17 protein-coding genes are annotated in these 15,529 nt (G+C 46.2%); 11 read left to right on the forward strand and 6 right to left on the reverse strand.

Going from position 1 to position 15,529, the window contains the following annotated elements:
* Window positions 1–78: 78 nt before the first annotated feature.
* The 5 genes from AC5FXQ_RS13705 (at window position 79) to AC5FXQ_RS13725 (ending at window position 4,022) form a co-directional block, all read left to right on the forward strand.
* Window positions 79–681, forward strand: coding sequence for a hypothetical protein (locus AC5FXQ_RS13705; protein ID WP_493602992.1), 603 nt, complete (start codon window positions 79–81; stop codon window positions 679–681).
* 92 nt (window positions 682–773) lie between these two features.
* On the forward strand, window positions 774–2,081 hold the full coding sequence (locus AC5FXQ_RS13710; protein ID WP_493602993.1) for a serine hydrolase domain-containing protein: 1,308 nt from the start codon (window positions 774–776) through the stop codon (window positions 2,079–2,081).
* A 57-nt stretch (window positions 2,082–2,138) separates the two neighbouring features.
* On the forward strand, window positions 2,139–2,606 hold the full coding sequence (locus tag AC5FXQ_RS13715) for a hypothetical protein (protein WP_493602994.1): 468 nt from the start codon (window positions 2,139–2,141) through the stop codon (window positions 2,604–2,606).
* A gap of 174 nt (window positions 2,607–2,780) precedes the next feature.
* Complete coding sequence (locus tag AC5FXQ_RS13720) at window positions 2,781–3,434, forward strand: hypothetical protein (RefSeq protein ID WP_493602995.1); 654 nt, start codon at window positions 2,781–2,783, stop codon at window positions 3,432–3,434.
* Window positions 3,435–3,512: 78 nt separating this feature from the next.
* On the forward strand, window positions 3,513–4,022 hold the full coding sequence (locus AC5FXQ_RS13725; protein ID WP_493602996.1) for a hypothetical protein: 510 nt from the start codon (window positions 3,513–3,515) through the stop codon (window positions 4,020–4,022).
* Window positions 4,023–4,373: 351 nt separating this feature from the next.
* On the opposite strand, the gene AC5FXQ_RS13730 is transcribed toward AC5FXQ_RS13725, so the two are convergent.
* Together AC5FXQ_RS13730 and AC5FXQ_RS13735 are read right to left on the reverse strand one after the other, a co-directional pair.
* The gene (locus tag AC5FXQ_RS13730; protein ID WP_493602997.1) at window positions 4,374–5,108 is read right to left on the reverse strand and encodes a LytR/AlgR family response regulator transcription factor; all 735 of its coding nucleotides are present in this window, start codon (window positions 5,106–5,108) and stop codon (window positions 4,374–4,376) included.
* Window positions 5,105–6,175 (reverse strand): sensor histidine kinase, encoded by a 1,071-nt coding sequence (locus tag AC5FXQ_RS13735; protein WP_493602998.1) that lies wholly within the window; start codon window positions 6,173–6,175, stop codon window positions 5,105–5,107. Before AC5FXQ_RS13735 ends, AC5FXQ_RS13730 begins: the two co-directional genes overlap by 4 nt.
* Before the next feature lie 153 nt (window positions 6,176–6,328).
* Between AC5FXQ_RS13735 and AC5FXQ_RS13740 the strand changes: the two genes are divergently transcribed.
* From AC5FXQ_RS13740 to AC5FXQ_RS13765, 6 genes are all read left to right on the forward strand, one after another.
* Window positions 6,329–6,484, forward strand: a complete 156-nt coding sequence (locus tag AC5FXQ_RS13740; protein WP_493602999.1) for a hypothetical protein — start codon at window positions 6,329–6,331, stop codon at window positions 6,482–6,484.
* 259 nt (window positions 6,485–6,743) lie between these two features.
* Window positions 6,744–6,938, forward strand: coding sequence for a hypothetical protein (locus AC5FXQ_RS13745; protein ID WP_493603000.1), 195 nt, complete (start codon window positions 6,744–6,746; stop codon window positions 6,936–6,938).
* Between the two features lie 345 nt (window positions 6,939–7,283).
* Window positions 7,284–7,481, forward strand: a complete 198-nt coding sequence (locus AC5FXQ_RS13750) for a hypothetical protein (RefSeq protein WP_493603001.1) — start codon at window positions 7,284–7,286, stop codon at window positions 7,479–7,481.
* 177 nt (window positions 7,482–7,658) lie between these two features.
* Entirely contained in the window at window positions 7,659–9,929 is a 2,271-nt protein-coding gene (locus tag AC5FXQ_RS13755) for a TonB-dependent receptor plug domain-containing protein (protein WP_493603002.1), read from the forward strand.
* 23 nt (window positions 9,930–9,952) lie between these two features.
* A complete protein-coding gene (locus AC5FXQ_RS13760) occupies window positions 9,953–10,390 on the forward strand; it encodes a MauE/DoxX family redox-associated membrane protein (RefSeq protein ID WP_493603003.1) in 438 nt (145 codons plus the stop codon).
* Window positions 10,380–11,423, forward strand: coding sequence for a hypothetical protein (locus tag AC5FXQ_RS13765; protein ID WP_493603004.1), 1,044 nt, complete (start codon window positions 10,380–10,382; stop codon window positions 11,421–11,423). The genes AC5FXQ_RS13760 and AC5FXQ_RS13765 overlap by 11 nt, the downstream gene beginning before the upstream one ends.
* A gap of 429 nt (window positions 11,424–11,852) precedes the next feature.
* Here the strand turns inward: AC5FXQ_RS13765 and AC5FXQ_RS13770 are convergent, their stop codons facing one another.
* The 4 genes from AC5FXQ_RS13770 to traK all read right to left on the reverse strand — a co-directional run bounded on the left by AC5FXQ_RS13770 (window position 11,853) and on the right by traK (window position 15,520).
* The gene (locus AC5FXQ_RS13770; RefSeq protein WP_493603005.1) at window positions 11,853–12,629 is read right to left on the reverse strand and encodes a hypothetical protein; all 777 of its coding nucleotides are present in this window, start codon (window positions 12,627–12,629) and stop codon (window positions 11,853–11,855) included.
* A 44-nt stretch (window positions 12,630–12,673) separates the two neighbouring features.
* Complete coding sequence (gene traN, locus AC5FXQ_RS13775) at window positions 12,674–13,498, reverse strand: conjugative transposon protein TraN (RefSeq protein ID WP_493603006.1); 825 nt, start codon at window positions 13,496–13,498, stop codon at window positions 12,674–12,676.
* A 40-nt stretch (window positions 13,499–13,538) separates the two neighbouring features.
* The gene (traM, locus tag AC5FXQ_RS13780) at window positions 13,539–14,840 is read right to left on the reverse strand and encodes a conjugative transposon protein TraM (RefSeq protein WP_493603007.1); all 1,302 of its coding nucleotides are present in this window, start codon (window positions 14,838–14,840) and stop codon (window positions 13,539–13,541) included.
* Window positions 14,841–14,902: 62 nt separating this feature from the next.
* Window positions 14,903–15,520 carry a conjugative transposon protein TraK gene (traK, locus tag AC5FXQ_RS13785; RefSeq protein WP_493603008.1) on the reverse strand — a complete coding sequence of 206 codons (618 nt, stop codon included), beginning with the start codon at window positions 15,518–15,520 and terminating at the stop codon, window positions 14,903–14,905.
* Window positions 15,521–15,529: the final 9 nt, after the last annotated feature.

A 15,529-nucleotide genomic window follows, 5' to 3' on the forward strand; every position in this document is an offset into this window, starting at 1 on the left:
ATAACCACGTGTATACTTTATGCTGCGGCTACCGCCTTGCACTTCGTCTACACCAATCCGTTATGCTAAACCAAAAGCATGAAAACAACAACAGACATAATACATCTATACCTAGACGAAAGCATCAGGACTGGTGGTTTTTATGAATTAAGCATACAGGTTTGTCCAAGTGTAGAAACAGAGCCAATTAAGCTATATACAGACTACATCTGGAATCTTCCATATGTAGAAGGTCCTTTTGATTTGAGCTTTGACAAAACTGAAGTTAATATTAATAGCTTTGAGCATCGGGGTATACTTCATCTTGGAAAATTTTCTATCCCTTTCAAGACCTTCAACATTCGGGAAGAAGAGCCTGTAGAAACTGGGTTTAATTGGTTTGACATATGCTTCTACACAGCAGCAATTGAAAAGGTATTTGGCGAAGAGTATCAGACATGGACAGAGAACCCAAAGGTACCTAAGCCCTTAGATGAATTTCTTTCAAATACAATGAAATCGCTTCACAGTCTACACCCATTCCTACTAGCAATTATCGACTTTGAAGTGTCAGGACAATACTATCTCAATGACTTAAAAGGTGACTTTCTGAATTGGACTTTTTCAAGGTTTTTCGTGGGCAAAGAAAATATCGGACTAATAGCTGAGAAGAATAGACACCTTGTAACTGTAGTAGATTGAAGAAATGGCGTAGCATAACCCTGCATAGGCTCCATACTCGGCTACGCCTCATTCGCAGCCTGTACTAACCGTTGTAAGTAATCCCAAACGAAATGAAAAACCTATACATCACCTTTTTACTTCTTACTGGCCTATTTATAGGCATCTCCTACAAAATTAAGGATGACTACTTTATCTTACCCTACCCAAATGCCATTGAGTACGTGTTGGTTTTGCTAATACTGCTACTCACAGCGGTAGTTTTAATTTGGAAAGAACATCGGCGAAAGAAATTGTTTCTAGGCCTGGCATCAGCAGCCACTTTATTAATAGTAGTCAATGTCATGAACTATTTCTTGGAGTGGCATCCGCTCAATCTTTCACTTCCCTTTACAACTTCACAGTCTTTTGAAGTCAGCCACGAGCCTTACAAATGGCAATCTGCCACTCCAACAAGTGCAGGATATAATCAGGAAGACATAGAGCTATATCTTAAGGAGATTGAAGGCTGGGATAGGCTAAGGGGGCTAATAGTAATCAAAGATGGTAACTTAATAGTGGAGAAGTATCAGAAAGGTGCTACCAGGTATAGCGCATTCAATGTGCATTCTGTCACCAAAAGCATCATGTCAGCCCTAACTGGATTATCGATACAGGAAGGCTATCTTAGTTCCGAAAACGATTATGTAATGCCATTCTTTCCTGAGTATCAAAAGAGTGAGCAGAATCTATATAAGGAAAAATTAACAGTAGCTCATTTGTTGACAATGCGGGGTGGGTTTACAGGTTGGGACGGCCCACACAACGTAGAGCAAGTGATACTGAAGGAAGAAGTATCGGATAGTAAAATAGGACAGGAATTTAATTACTTCACAGGCTCCCAGATGGTTCTTTCTGCTTTGATCACGAAAACCTCTAAAACAACCACAAAAGAATTTGCCCAGGAGAGGCTATTCAAACCACTCGGTATCCAATGTGGCTTTTGGCGGAACGTGGATGGTTACTATGCAGGCGGAGACGAGACTTATTTCACGGCAAGAGACCTCGCCAGATTTGGAGAGTTATACCTTAACAGAGGGAAAGTCAATGGGGTGCAGCTATTGGACTCTTTATGGGTGGATAAGAGCTTCACCAACTATACACTTGAAAGTAAGACTTTTAGAACCTTAGACTGCTATCAGGAAGTGGGGTATGGCTACTTGTGGTGGCTTCTAGACTACAACGGTGAACTTGTATACACTGCCAGAGGTAAAGGGGGGCAACACATCCTGATTCTGCCAGAAGAAAATGTTGTGGCTGTTATTTTGCAGGAATGGAATATGCAGAAAGACGTATTAAAGGAAAATGCATATTTATGCAAGTTGCTCTCTATTTTAACTAAAGAAAATAAAAGGACTGCTTACAACACGGCACATGAGTAAAGCTGTGCCTACGCCTTGCTCTCTTCATGTCCTAATCTGTTACATGCGATTTTAAGAATGAAAAAACTCCTAATCCTTATAATAATCCTCAGTTCATGTAAGGCGAAAGAGAGCGTCAAAATGGGAACCATAGATTTTGGCCCTTTTTCTATTGACTTACCAACTAAGTGGCAAGTGGTGGAAGTGCAAGGAATAGATTCTTATGTCAGGGAAATTGTCACAGGAGACGGAGATACCATCTACTTCGACTATGGCTATTATTCTAATTCATTAGAAGAAGAGAGTGTAAGAATGTATCCAAGCAACATGATTCCTTGGTTTCTGGAAAGAGAAATCGACACGACTGGAATGGTGTTCCTTAACAAAGAAAAAATAACAGAGACAGACAGAGAAAAATTTAGAAAGCAAATTGAGCTTTACGATACCATTGACGGATTTACAGCGAAAATTGTAGAACCAAAAATCACAGGAAGTGGAATGACAGGAGTCTACTTTGATAGCTTAGGAGTAGGCAGCATAGGGTAAATCATGTTGCAGGTTTCAGGTGTGGACTTAGCGCCTGTGAATAACGACTTATTCCTTAAGTCAATTAGAACCATCAAAATCAAGAAAGAATAACAGCATGTAACAAGGTTCAGCCTTAACCCTTGCTACGCTGCGGGCTTTGGCTGCACAAGTACGTTAGCTTCAATATAAATCATGAAAATAATCTACACACTCATAGTACTTGCGGTACTCTCATCCTGTACTAGCGAAAAGCAAAATCTAGACAGCATTGATTCTGCTGAAAATGTAGCATTGTTTCCATTACAAACTATCAAAGAGAAATCTATTGAAAGGAAAAGCTATTTCGCCTTGGACTCTGTAGGCCATACTGAACTTGAAGCAATCGATAGTGCATTTTATAAACGGTACTTTCTGGATTTACCTGTAAATAATCTCAATGACTATAAAATGGAGTTTGACCCCTACTCCAGATACTACTTCTTCGACTATAAAGACGTGGGAGATTTAGCTCTCTTCTCAATTATTCATGATGACGAAGTAGGCTATGCTAACCTTTACCACTTTACCTTTGACAAAACAAAAAATAAGCTGCTGCAGGTTGATTTCCTAGCTGCAACTGGAAGTGACGGTGGACACAGGAACTTTGATAAACTGAATTTTAGCCAATCAGGGGACTCCTTGATTCATACAAGTCTTTCGAGCTATCAGAAATACATAAAAGATGGTGATGGTTCTGTTACCCAATACGATTCGGTGATATACAAAGTCCTATTCAGTAAGAACAGCACGAGATTCATAAAGCTCGATTCTTTGGTTAGAATGGACACAGTTTGGACAAAGAACTAATAAATACAAAAGCTAACCACAGATTTACTGTAGCTGCGCCACCGCAAAGCCAAGTCCGTTAGCATCCATTTCATTCACATGAATAATAAAATAGAGTTACTAAAGTCAAACACGATACTTTTCACAGGAATTGAGTTAGTGAAAGGTTCCCTCTCAGAATGGCTGATTGATGAAATTTTTGAAATTGATGAGAAGTATAAGAATGAGCAGATGCTAAAGGGAAAGCTGAATTCCAAATATGATCTAATGAAGCTGAAGGAATTTCTTGACAGAGAAATAAAGCATCAAGATGACGCATTATATTACTCTTGCATAGAGGAACTAAGGGAAATGAAGGAAGATTTAAGGTGGAGCAGTTCAAAAGATGGAAAGTTTATCATAAAGCTTGAGGACTGGGTGCTTGATGCGAGGAACAGGATTTCGCAACAAGGTTGGGATAAGATATTTATCGGTAGAAGTATTATTGACCCTAAGGAGTTGAACATAGGTGGTTGGATAAGGAACAATAAGGAGTCCGTTGAGATCAAGGTACAAATAGATTCGTGGGCACCGCCTGTTTCTCCAAGGTATACTTTTGAGATAGAATAAGAAAAACAGTTGCTAACCATGTATATGATCAAAGCATCGGCTGTGCCTTGCTCACCTCATGTACGAGTACCGATTAAACAGACAGGTTTAAACAAAGTCTAAGTCCTTCTGCTTGTAGCTACTTTTTTTGCTGTTTTGGTAAACGTAAGTAGCTACAATAGCTATTGAAAATACATTAGAATTCTCTGCAAGCAACGCTATACTCATTTGGCTTTTAGAGCCGAATGAGTATAGAGGTTAATTTATTTGCGGTATGATAGCATAACGTGATGGTTGCACGCTAATAAAGTTCAAGTCGAAGGAACATTAAAATGAAAACTCCGACTCAAATAGCAGCACCCAACATGGATATTAAGAGAGGCTGCTCCCTTGCAACAGTTTCTTGTTGATGTTTCGCAGGAAAGATTCCCGGTAGCTTGTGCCTATGACGATGGTCCGTTTATCTTCCAGCGTGATCATATTTCCCTCTATCACTCTGATTCTCGAATTATTGACAATGAACGATTTGTGGATACGGGAGAACTTCTTTTCCGGGAGACTCTCCTGTAGTTTCTTCAGCGTCAAATGCGTGACGATGGACTCTCGTTGCGTGTGAATCTTTACATAGTTTTGCAGTCCTTCAATGAAGATGATTTCATCATACTCTACCTTCACCATTTTCCCCTTCATATCACTCTTTACATAAAAGAAGGGTTCATCTGCTTCGAGTGGCACTACTTTTTTGGAAAGAACACGTGCCTTTATCCTACTGATAGCTTGCAGGAACCGTTCATAAGAAACAGGTTTGACCAGGTAGTCGATCGCGTTCTTATCGAATGCCTGCAACGCGTAATCCGGATAAGCTGTGGCGAAGACCACCTCTGTATAGGGGCGAATTAGTCCGGCCAAATCTATACCCGACAGTTCCGGCATGTCAACATCAGCAAAGACAACATCGGGACATACGGTTTCGCCAGTGATAGCATGCAGGGCTACTAAAGGGTTTTCCTCCGTGCCTATTAATTCCAGTCCAGGAGTTTTAAGAATATAATCTGAGAGGAGATGAATGATGTGTGCTTCATCATCTACGATATAACATTTAATCATGCTAAATTGACTTTTAAGTTTGTCGAATAGTAGAGGTCAGTTTCTTGTATTTGCAGGTGGAAATCCTCTTCCCGGTAAAATTCCTTTAACCTGGTTTCCACGTTTTGGACTCCTATTCCAAAGCCTGTCTTGATGTAAGACTTCCGTTTTTTATTCTGGATTTGAGCAGACAATATGTTGTCTTTACATCGTATTGTGACAGTGGCTGGGTGTGCGGCATCATTGAGAATGCCATGTTTAAATAAGTTCTCGATGAAGGTGAGTAAAAGCAGTGGAGGAAATCGGTGATTAAGAAAGTTTCCCTCGATGTGCATGTCTAAATGAAGGGGTTTACTAAACCGAAGTTGGTTGAGTACCACATAGTTTTTGACTTGCTCTATTTCTCTGGATAGGTCGATCTTCCCATCCTCATGCACTGGCCCCAGCGCATAATGCATGATGTCAGAAAGCAGCATAATGCCCTCTGAGGCTTTTTGAGACACATTGTACACAGAACTGTATACAAAACTGAGTGTGTTAAACAGTAAGTGCGGATTGATTTGCGCCCGTAGGTAAGCATTCTGAGAACGAGCCAGGTTTCGTTCCAGCTCTGCTTTTCCAAGCTCCAGCTCTGCTTTTCTGCGCTCCATATCAGCTTGCTGGACCTTCATCTTACTTATCCTTTTATTTCTGTCGATGGTGCTTAGGACAAACCAGTAGGCTGTGCTTAGACCGATGAAATAGACGCCCCGCCAAAGACAGCTTAACACAAAGTGCTGGTTAAAGCTAATGGCATGGGGAACGGTTCGAAAATGGTTAAAGACATGCTCTAAGCTGTATTCAGCTACTGCATAGAGAAGCAATTCTAGCGGTACAAGTAAGGCAATTAGATACCTCTTTTGTTCTTTCTTAAAGCTATAGGACAGAACCAGATGGGCATTGGCATAAAATAAGGCAATGTTCACACTGTAGTAGCCAAGATACTCCCACCACAACGTTGAGCTAGGCGTCAGAATGAGGACAATGGACACCTCATAAAAAATAAATAAAGCCCAAGCCAGCGTATGTTGCAGGATCTTGTTGAACAAGGGTGATGGGTACATAAGTCAGGCAAAAAACTGATGTGTAAGATAAGGTATTGTTCACACCTAGCAAAGGCCTATTGGTGGAATAAATTGCCTATCGGTTTTCATTCAACTTAGATTTATCTCAATAACATCAGAAAAAACCATCAAAAAAACATGAAAACGAAATCTAAAGGCCTTCAAGTCAGAGCGAAACAGCTTTTTAAATTTGAGCAGGGGAGTAACGATTCCTTTCTTTCTACACAACCGACTGTTACCCTCACAGGAACACAAATGACCTCTTTGACTTCTCTAATTTTCACTAAAAAATAAGGTATAAAAAGTTGTAGCGAGGCGAATGCCATGATACTACTACCTGCGCTCATCAAGTAACAAGATGAAGGGAAAAGGAGTCAAGCTGCAACGCTTCAAGATGTTTGGCAGGAATTTGCTCTGTAAGCGATAGTGAACCCACCCTTGTGTAGCCTATCAACATGACAAGAGCAATATTCCTGTAAAACGGTCGGAAATCCTGAAACAGCGACCTAAAACTATCTTCTGAAAGTAGGGAAAAATTTCATCTTAAAACATTATGAAAAACATTTTCAAAGTAGGCCTGGCGGCCTTCGGCTTCGCACTGGCAACATTTGCCACCACCAATGTAGTAACTGCCAACACCACGCTTGAGTCCGAGGCTGTCGCTCCGGGCGCCGGTTGTGTGGGGAGTGGTGACTGTGGCGTGTCTAACGCTGGTGTTTCCCTCACTGGCAAGTGGAGAGAGTGGTAAGCCAATAAATGTGCAGCAGCCTCTGCTCTTCTTTCAGAGGCTGCTGCATTCTCTTCAATCTAACAAAGATCTTTATGAAAAACATGTTGAAACTAGGCCTGGCGGCCTTCGGCTTCGCGCTGGCAACATTTGCTAACACGAATTCTGTGACTGCCAACCCCTCTTCAGATTTAAAGTCTTCTGATCCCATTATGGTATGTTACGGATCAGGTACTTGTGGCGTCTCAAGCGGTGGTGTTACGATCACAGGTACGTGTGGAGAGTGCTAATACAATTCATAGGAGGTAGCCCCTCGTTTTCGTATCGGAAGCTGCTTCATTTTCCATCAATTTATTTAAAAACATTATGAAAAACATTTTCAAAGTAGGCCTGGCGGCCTTCGGTTTTGCACTGGCAACATTTGCCACCACCAATGTAGTAACTGCCAACACCACACTCGAGGCCGAGGCTATCGCACCGGTGGGTGGCGGTTGCGTAGGAGGCGGTGACTGTGGCACCTCTCCGGCAGGCGTTAAATTAACAGGTAAATGGAGAGAATGGTAGACTTACCATTTTTAGAAAGGATGGGACCCTCCTCAAGCTTTGTTGAGGGTCCTTTCTCTCAAAAATTTACAATGATTAATAGAGAAACCGAGTCATGTGTTGCTTTGTCTGATAGCCACTCTTTCTTCAGGCTTTTCACGTGACTTGATGCTGGTACACGCTCCATATAATATTTAGATGAAGTACATTCTTATTCTTGCCGCATTCCTATTTTCGGGTACCTACGTTATTGCGCAGCAGCTACAACCAATCAGTGGCGTTGTGCAAGCAAGTGACAGCCCCATTGCCGACGCCATTGTTTTGATCAATGGGAACCATAAAACTATGCACCTCATAACCGATAAGGAAGGCAAGTTTTATGTGAAGGAGTTTGCTTTGACGGGTGATTCCTTAGAAATGATCGTGACAAGGCTGGGTTTCCGGCCTTATCGGAAAAAATTCGCTGCTACAGAGATGCGCTATCCTTTACATATAGGGCTAGTGGCAGACAGTGCCCAGCAGCTACAGGAAGTGGTGATTACGGGCAGTAATGTGACCAATACGGCTGGTAAAACGATCTATAATCTGAATAGCAAAGAATATATCATCAATGCGAAGGCGAATGTGGCCCTGCAGTCTCTACCCGGCTTAGCCATTACGGGAGAAGGGGTCTTGGTGGATAATCATAAAAGAGCCTTGATATTCATTGATGGTGTTGAGTCCTCTATCGAGGAACTTTACAGACTGAATGTGAGTGAAATCAGCACGGTAGAGGTGATAACCAATCCTTCAGCGCTCTATGGAACGGATCATCTGGGCGCCGTTGTGCAGGTAAATACCAAAGAGAAAACTTCGAGCTTCTTCAAAGGAGAGCTAGAGACCTTTGCTGGCGTGCGACTCGGTAGCAGAGGCATCACGCCTACCTTATCTTATAAATTTAGGTCTCTTACCCTCAAAACCTTTTATGGGTACCAAACCAATAATCAGTTTATAAACACACAGACCGAGCGGCAGGAAACAGACAGCTACTACACGGAGAATAACAGGCGTAGTATTGAGGGCTGGCAGGACTATTTAAGTGCCCGCATGAAAGTCGATGTTTCTGATAAAGCCGCATGGGTACTTAGTGGCAACATGTTCCGCTATCATTTCGATGGCCTGACCAGGGGAACTTACAGCATTGAGAATGGAGAAACAGGATTCACCATGAAGGATGAAGAATCCTTAAGCAAATGGTTTCTCTCATCCGTTTACAGTCATCAGTTAAGCAATAGAGACAAAGTACTCTTCAAACTGAAGTATTTTGATTACACCAACAAAAATGCATCCCGTTTTGAGGAAGGGAGTCAGGAGGGACTTTCCTCCAATGCCATTGCTTCCAAAACGAAGGAGTATTCAGGGGAGTTGGTTTGGGAAAAGGATTCTTTGAAGCTTATAACAAAGGATGCAAGTTATACAACAGGTCTAAAAACGATTTTTAGGGACTTTCGCTTCGAACCTTCGGCATTTGAGCTCAAACAGCAAGTGCATACCCTGTTTGTCGATACAGACGCAACACTGAGCGACAGACTATCAATGGCGACATCTTTTTCCCTTGACTTCACGCATAATAACGGGGAGGGCGTAGATCAGCACTACACTTATCTGTTACCGAGTGCTACCTTTCTCTATAAGTTTGAAAAGCAGTATAATCTGAGAGCTAACTATGGAAGAAGAATTATTCGTCCGAGCGCTAACAATTTAAACACAACGCCATTCAACCTAAATGCGGGCCTCGCCCTGAAAGGCAATAATAACCTGATGCCTCAGCTGCGAGACCTGTATGAACTTAGTCTTTCGAAAACGTTAAAAGGGGGAAAATCAGTATCCTTGCGCTTCTTCTCTGAACACATAGACAATGCTATTGTAGAGTCTTATGAGAGAGAGGGGGAAACGTTTTATATGACTTACGAGAATGCTGCTAATTCTCAGGTTACCGGGGGCAGTGTTGGATTCAATGGCAGGTTCTTGAATGCGCTGCGTGTAAACTTAACTTCCGGACTTCATTACAGCAGTTACACCAATGACGCAGCAAGCGCTCTAGTCAAAGCAACACAGGGGATAACGTTTAATAATAACTTTTACATCAATGCCCTGCTAAAACAAAAGGTGTCTTTCTCCTTTTACGGATCCTTCGCCTCGCCCCGATACACGATGATTGCAAGGACTTTCCAGCAGCCACGGCTCAATTTAGAGGCTGAGTCCACCTTTTTCAAAGATAAACTGAACGTCAGGCTCACCTATATGGATATTGGTGCCCTGCATGCCAAAACAATCAACAAGGTTCGGTCAGAACAGCTTCAACAGGTCATCAGAACCAGGAACAACACATCAAATATCAGCTTGACCTTAACTTACAACTTTGGAAAGGTTTTCAATGATCGATTCCAGAATCAGATGATTTCGAATGACGACATGATTTTAAAATAAGCTTTCATCCTAATAACTACACAATGAGAACACCTTTAAAACTTATCTATCAGGTGATGTACTCCTTCCTGATTCTGTTCATCTCCTATACATTGATGAACAAGGTTGTGTCCCTGGAATCCTTTCAGGTGAATCTGCTGAAGACCGGCGTATTCAATACTGCCTACATTCCTTATGTTTCTTATGCTGTGATTGTATTAGAACTAGGTGTATTGCTTCTGTTCATCTTCTATAGCCGTGTAGGCATTCCCATGATGCTGGGTATGTTAACAATGTTTACCCTCTATATTGTTTTCTTGCGGGTAACGGGCAAATACGAGATTTGTGGCTGCGGGGGCGTACTGAATGGGCTCGCCTTTAAATATCACTTCATGATCAATATGGCCCTGATAGGTTTTACCTATTTCATTTATAACTTCTCAGTTTCTTCCACCCTAAGACTTTCCTCCAATGAAAATTAATGTAAAACTCTGGGTCAGCATTATCTTACTTTCTTCACTTATCATCGCTGTGCAGTATTTTGAGTCAGTGCGTAGCAGGGAGTTTACTTTTTCAAGAAGCTTCAAAGAAGAAGTGGCATTCAAGGAGGTGAAGGAAAACTTTAATCCTGAGATCAGCGATTATTTCAATCTGATACTGAATAAAGATCATGTTGCCGCCTATAATTTAGTGAGCAGTGATTCGGTTGGGAAAGCTTTTTCTTTACATTATTATGATATCAACAGTGCGGCTAAAATCGGCTTATCCTCAATTCAAATACCCCTAACCGCAAACATCGTTGCTTCTACACGCAGTCACATCTACTATATTGACCGATTCAAACTCTACAGCTATGATGTTGCCAAACATGCGCATCAAGTAATGGACGTTCCAGGTTTGAAGGTGGCGGACGTTGTCGCCTTAGAAGGTGATGAAAATAAATTACTTTGCTTTGGGGAAATAGAAACTGATAAGGAGTTTGTCACAGGCTTCTTCGTGATGCAAAGGGGCGCTGTCGGTTTATGGGAAGCTGTTCATATCGTTGAAACGAATCATGAAAGCAGGGTTGCAGAAAATGCGATGCGCTATGCCGGAAGCTTTCAAGTGAGTGAGGACGGCTTTGTTTCCTACGTTTGCGATAAATATTCAAAACTGTATTTCTTTACCGGGCAGGGAGCGTTTTCAAAAGAAATCACCACGAAGGATCAAGCGCCATTGCCCACCTTAGTTTTTGATAAAGATTTCTTTTTTTATAAAAGAGGCGAGACGTTCACGACGAATACCGGGATGGTGAAGGACCGGGACAAAGTGCTGGTTTTCTCTTCCAGGACAGACGAAACGAAGCAGATGACAGTAGACCTGTATGATTTTGGATCAGGAGCGTACCTGAGTAGTTACGCGTTTCCTCTATCCGGTAAAATGTGTGCTGACATCAACTATTTTTCTGTGAATAAAAACAGGGTACTCATAGGTCTTGATGAGCGTATTGCCGTTTTGGATTATCAGTTACTTTAACACAGCAGATAGGAATAACCTCGTGCAGGGTATGCCCGTCCCTTTAGCAAAAGAGGGGGGGCGCCTCTTTTAACAAATTAACAGGTACTTTTGCACATGTTACCCTTGGCCACAACTAGCATAAGTCGAGTATACTCCATCTAGACCCGCCTGACCTTTTGGCACTATACCAATCCAATTTGGGCGCATCACCTGGTGAGGAGCGAAAGGGCGGGGTACCAATCATGAGGTTAAGGTAAACAGTTTTCGCAGTAGAGGATGATACAGGGAGGACCCATTATAGGTTTTACGATTGCGCTGCAGCGGGGTAGCCGGGCAGGGAGTAGGTTCAAGCGCATGCACCAGCATCAGGCGGAATTAAAACATCAGGCAGTCATAAAAAGAGCCCCCGTAAGCGGTTACGGGGGCTCTTTCATGGGATGAAAGCGGCTAGATCGTCATTCCCTTCCGGCGTGACTGGCGCTTTTCTGCCGATTCCTTCAACCCATGGGATTTCTCCGGTAATTGGCGCTTTTCCGGAGTCTCCTGCTGCGCCTGCTGCTGGATCGTCTCCCGCATCACTGCGTGGCGCTGCTCGTTGTAGACATTGATGGTCTTAAACTGCGGGCTGGCCTCTATAAAGCGCTTGACCGCATCACTGCCCTCCAGTGCCGTGACCGGGTGTTGGTTGCCTTTTCGGAGGGAGTGGAGCAGCCTCTCTTTCTGCAGGGGGTCCTGCAGTTCCCTGATTTGAAACTGCTGCAGGGTTTTGTCCAGGTCATAACCGTAGTTGTCATGGTACTGCTTGACTTTGTAGTTGCCCGATGGTTCCCGCGTCTTCAGGTCCAGCTGCACCCAGGCCTTATAGGGCTGTTCCTCGGCATTGAGCAGTTCTTTGTAGACGGAGCGTCCCTGCAGAAGATTATAGGCCTCTTTGGTGGTGATGCCGCCATTGCGATTCATGTAAAAAGTGTGGCTCCTTTCTTTGTCCAGGTCAGGGGACCGCAGGACCGCCTCATACTTGTTGAAAAAGTATCTGTCCGTCTGGTCTGACCGGCGAAAGTGCAGGGTGTGGTCCACCGTGCTGTTATGATAGGTCAGCTGCAACTGGAGTTGGAACTGGGGAGCCTGCTGCTTGAGTTGCTGCTCCAGGTCGCTGTACAGCTGCTCACCGAAACCAGTATACTTAAGCTCGTCTTTCAGGAAATCAAAGTTTTTGGTGTTCATAAAATCAATAGTCTTAACAGGTTATAAATGAAATAGGATACCAATTATTCAAAGAGCAGGGAGCTTGCCTGGACCAGGTGTCTGTCGCTCAGCCGGAGGGTTAAGTGCCGGGAGCCGTTACGCTCATAAAGCTCGATGACCTGCTCTTTCCCCCGGCCAAGGGGGAAGCGCTCCAAGGCAAAGAAGAAGACCTGGGATGCCCCGGCTTCCATGCTCGCCTCCTGGGTGCCCCAGGCATAATAAGGCTGCAGTTCGACTTCCTGGCTGGCCGTGCGTCTGGCCTGCCGCCTGTCCCGCGTGGCAAAGCGTACTGACTCCAGTTCGAAGGGAAGCGAGGACATATTATAAAGCACGAGCCGGTAGACGAGCGTGTTTCCTTTCGTATAGAGCCCCTCCAGAACGAAGCGCATACCGCCCGCCCTGGCCTTGATGCCATGGTAAAACCGGGTGTCATGGACCAGTTGCCGGGAAATGTTATCCAGCTGCGCCTCATGCAGCCTGCCTCCCGGCAGCAGCACCGACGTTTCGGTGGGGGTATGCGCGTCGAGGGTGATCAGGGTTGCAGCAGGAGCAGCGGCATAGCGCACCGGAAAACTGTAGAGTTTGCCGTCTTTGGTGATCACGGTCAGGTTCGTGTGGGGGAAGTGCTCCCGGCCCCCTTTGACCTGGAGCACGTTGGCTGTCTGCTCGGGAACCTGGGCCAGGATATCACCGCTGCCCCGGTCCACGCTCAGGATGGGGTAAGGAAAAACCAGGCTGGTCGTCTGGCGCACGCTCAGCTCCAGCGGGGGCTGCGTACCGGGCTGGGCATAGAGGGGCGCTTGCAGTAAAAGCAGGCAGAGGAAGAAAATGAAGCTGTTTTTTTTCATGGTAGGATCTGTTTGAAATTGGAAAAATTTAAAAGCATCATCAGCGGTTTCGCAAAAGCAGGCGGTGACCGGCCTTTACCGTCACTTTTACCTGCCGGGTCTGGCGGCTGAGCATGTCCCGGGCGGTCGCCATGCCGGCACTGGCTGCCTGGATACCCACCGATGGGGAAAGGGAGGGGAGTGGCAGGCTTTGCTGCAGGGCGCGGCCCGCTCCCTGCCGTACTGCCTCCTGCCTGCTGGTTACCGGCATATAGAGTCCTTCCTGGCCGTCCAGGTCGTAGGCTGACAGCGCAACGGCCAGGCTTGTCTTGCCTGATAGCACGGAATTGATCTCGATGGCGAGGCGCTCCCCGCGCAGGCGGCAGGTGCCGTAAAGGAAGCTGCCTTGGGGGATGCGCTCGCCTTCCAGCTGCAGGTCCTCCAGCAGGCGCAGCTTCACAAGAGAACCCGGCTGAAGGGTTTGTGTGGTGGGAATCACGGCTTCAATCGTATTGCCACCCGCTATAAGCGGGGACTGCAGCGTGGGCAGCGCGTAAAAGCCGGCTGCTGCTCCCGCGTGTAGAGCCGCCTCATCTGGCTGCACGCGGGCAGGGGGCGGAGGCGTTTCCAGCAAGGTGATGGCCGCCTGCCGGCCGCTGCCCTGCACCGGTGCGGGTGGTGGCTGCTGTGACATATCTTCTTCTCGTTTCCCTTTTAGGCGCTCCGGGTGCTGGATATCCAGGATACGCTCGAGCAGGGCTTCCATTTGCTGCATTTCCGGGTTCGGGGCGCTAGGGCTTCCCATGCGCTGCATCAGCGCCTCCAGCCTGCTGACATCCTCGCTGAAACGACTGTCCGGTTTGTCGGTCTGCCCGGTGACGGGAAAGGCGGCAGGCCCCGTACGCGGGCTAGTGCCGGCCGCCAAAGCGGAGAGCTGCGCGAGTCGCTGGTTGATTTCCGCTTCGGTTGGATCAGTAGGAAGTGGGGCGCTTTCGGGCGCGCTTCCAGTAGGTAGTGCAGCGGTAGGGCCCAGAAGATCGGGTGCAGCCAGGGCATTCGCTTCCAGGGAAACCAGGCCTCTCCAAACCGGGGACTCACGCTCCGGGTCAGTTCCCGGTTTGGAGAGGCCACGGCGGGCCTGCTCGTACAGGCTAAGCTTGTCTAGCTCTTTTGATTTCTTGAACTGCGGGTCCGGGAGCGTGAGGCTGAGCCCGCCGCTTTCGGTAGCGGCAGGCAGGGCGAAGGGGGTGCCCCGGCCGCCTCCGAGTGCCCAGAAAGCCAGGGTCAGGAAAGGAAATACGAGTAGGGGCAGCACCAGGAAGAATTTCCGTTGGCGGAGCGTGGCCTCATTTGGTGTGTTCATGGTCTACAAGTTTTAGGTGGATGATCGTGTCAGGGGACTAGTTGTATCCGGTCCGGGTAATGCTAGCGGGGCTTAGTGTGCAGGTGCCTGTTCTCCAGGGTGGTCCAGCGCTCGATCAGAAAGCCATGGGGGTTGTTGTCGGAGCGCGACACCGGGCGCAGGAAGCCTTCGGTGATGAGGTTGCGCGTCATCACCGAGGTGGTGCGCAGCAGTTTCTGGTGGGCATAGCAGCGAAAGCGGTAGGGCGTTTGCCCTGTGTCCACCTGCACGCTGTCAATGGTGATCTCCTGGCTGATGTTGGCCGTGATCAGGTTATAAAAGTAGCCGCTCTCCCGCAGGTTGTCATACACCTGCTTGGCTGAGTGGTCGGCCAGGTACAGGGCACGCTTCATGGTCGCCTCAATGGCTTTGTCATCAGGTGCCAGCGTAAAAAAAAGCTGATGGAACTGGCGCACGTGCTCGCGCGCCTCCACCGGCAGGTTCTCCCTGCCTCCGGCGGCGAACGCTTCCAGGGCTTTTCCGCCTGCCAGGATGTAGACGCGCTCCTGCGCGTGCCGTACCTGCCGGTAACTGTAATAAAGGGACAGGCAGCTGAGGGTGGCGCATACCAGGACCAGTACCAGGCTGAAGGTGCGGATGTAGCGAAAGGCGGTGTCGATGTGCTGAAATTTTCTGAACATAGCGCGAAG

The organism is Pontibacter sp. LHS1 (genome assembly GCF_058932855.1).

What these genes read in the sequence shown, in the direction of transcription:
- traK (WP_493603008.1), bottom strand. Translation starts at nt 15,520, where the DNA reads ATGTTCAGAAAATTTCAGCACATCGACACCGCCTTTCGCTACATCCGC.
- AC5FXQ_RS13725 (WP_493602996.1), top strand. Translation starts at nt 3,513, where the DNA reads ATGAATAATAAAATAGAGTTACTAAAGTCAAACACGATACTTTTCACA.
- AC5FXQ_RS13730 (WP_493602997.1), bottom strand. Translation starts at nt 5,108, where the DNA reads ATGATTAAATGTTATATCGTAGATGATGAAGCACACATCATTCATCTC.
- AC5FXQ_RS13705 (WP_493602992.1), top strand. Translation starts at nt 79, where the DNA reads ATGAAAACAACAACAGACATAATACATCTATACCTAGACGAAAGCATC.
- AC5FXQ_RS13715 (WP_493602994.1), top strand. Translation starts at nt 2,139, where the DNA reads ATGAAAAAACTCCTAATCCTTATAATAATCCTCAGTTCATGTAAGGCG.
- AC5FXQ_RS13720 (WP_493602995.1), top strand. Translation starts at nt 2,781, where the DNA reads ATGAAAATAATCTACACACTCATAGTACTTGCGGTACTCTCATCCTGT.
- AC5FXQ_RS13760 (WP_493603003.1), top strand. Translation starts at nt 9,953, where the DNA reads ATGAGAACACCTTTAAAACTTATCTATCAGGTGATGTACTCCTTCCTG.
- traN (WP_493603006.1), bottom strand. Translation starts at nt 13,498, where the DNA reads ATGAAAAAAAACAGCTTCATTTTCTTCCTCTGCCTGCTTTTACTGCAA.
- AC5FXQ_RS13745 (WP_493603000.1), top strand. Translation starts at nt 6,744, where the DNA reads ATGAAAAACATTTTCAAAGTAGGCCTGGCGGCCTTCGGCTTCGCACTG.
- AC5FXQ_RS13740 (WP_493602999.1), top strand. Translation starts at nt 6,329, where the DNA reads ATGAAAACGAAATCTAAAGGCCTTCAAGTCAGAGCGAAACAGCTTTTT.
- traM (WP_493603007.1), bottom strand. Translation starts at nt 14,840, where the DNA reads ATGAACACACCAAATGAGGCCACGCTCCGCCAACGGAAATTCTTCCTG.
- AC5FXQ_RS13765 (WP_493603004.1), top strand. Translation starts at nt 10,380, where the DNA reads ATGAAAATTAATGTAAAACTCTGGGTCAGCATTATCTTACTTTCTTCA.
- AC5FXQ_RS13750 (WP_493603001.1), top strand. Translation starts at nt 7,284, where the DNA reads ATGAAAAACATTTTCAAAGTAGGCCTGGCGGCCTTCGGTTTTGCACTG.
- AC5FXQ_RS13770 (WP_493603005.1), bottom strand. Translation starts at nt 12,629, where the DNA reads ATGAACACCAAAAACTTTGATTTCCTGAAAGACGAGCTTAAGTATACT.
- AC5FXQ_RS13755 (WP_493603002.1), top strand. Translation starts at nt 7,659, where the DNA reads ATGAAGTACATTCTTATTCTTGCCGCATTCCTATTTTCGGGTACCTAC.
- AC5FXQ_RS13710 (WP_493602993.1), top strand. Translation starts at nt 774, where the DNA reads ATGAAAAACCTATACATCACCTTTTTACTTCTTACTGGCCTATTTATA.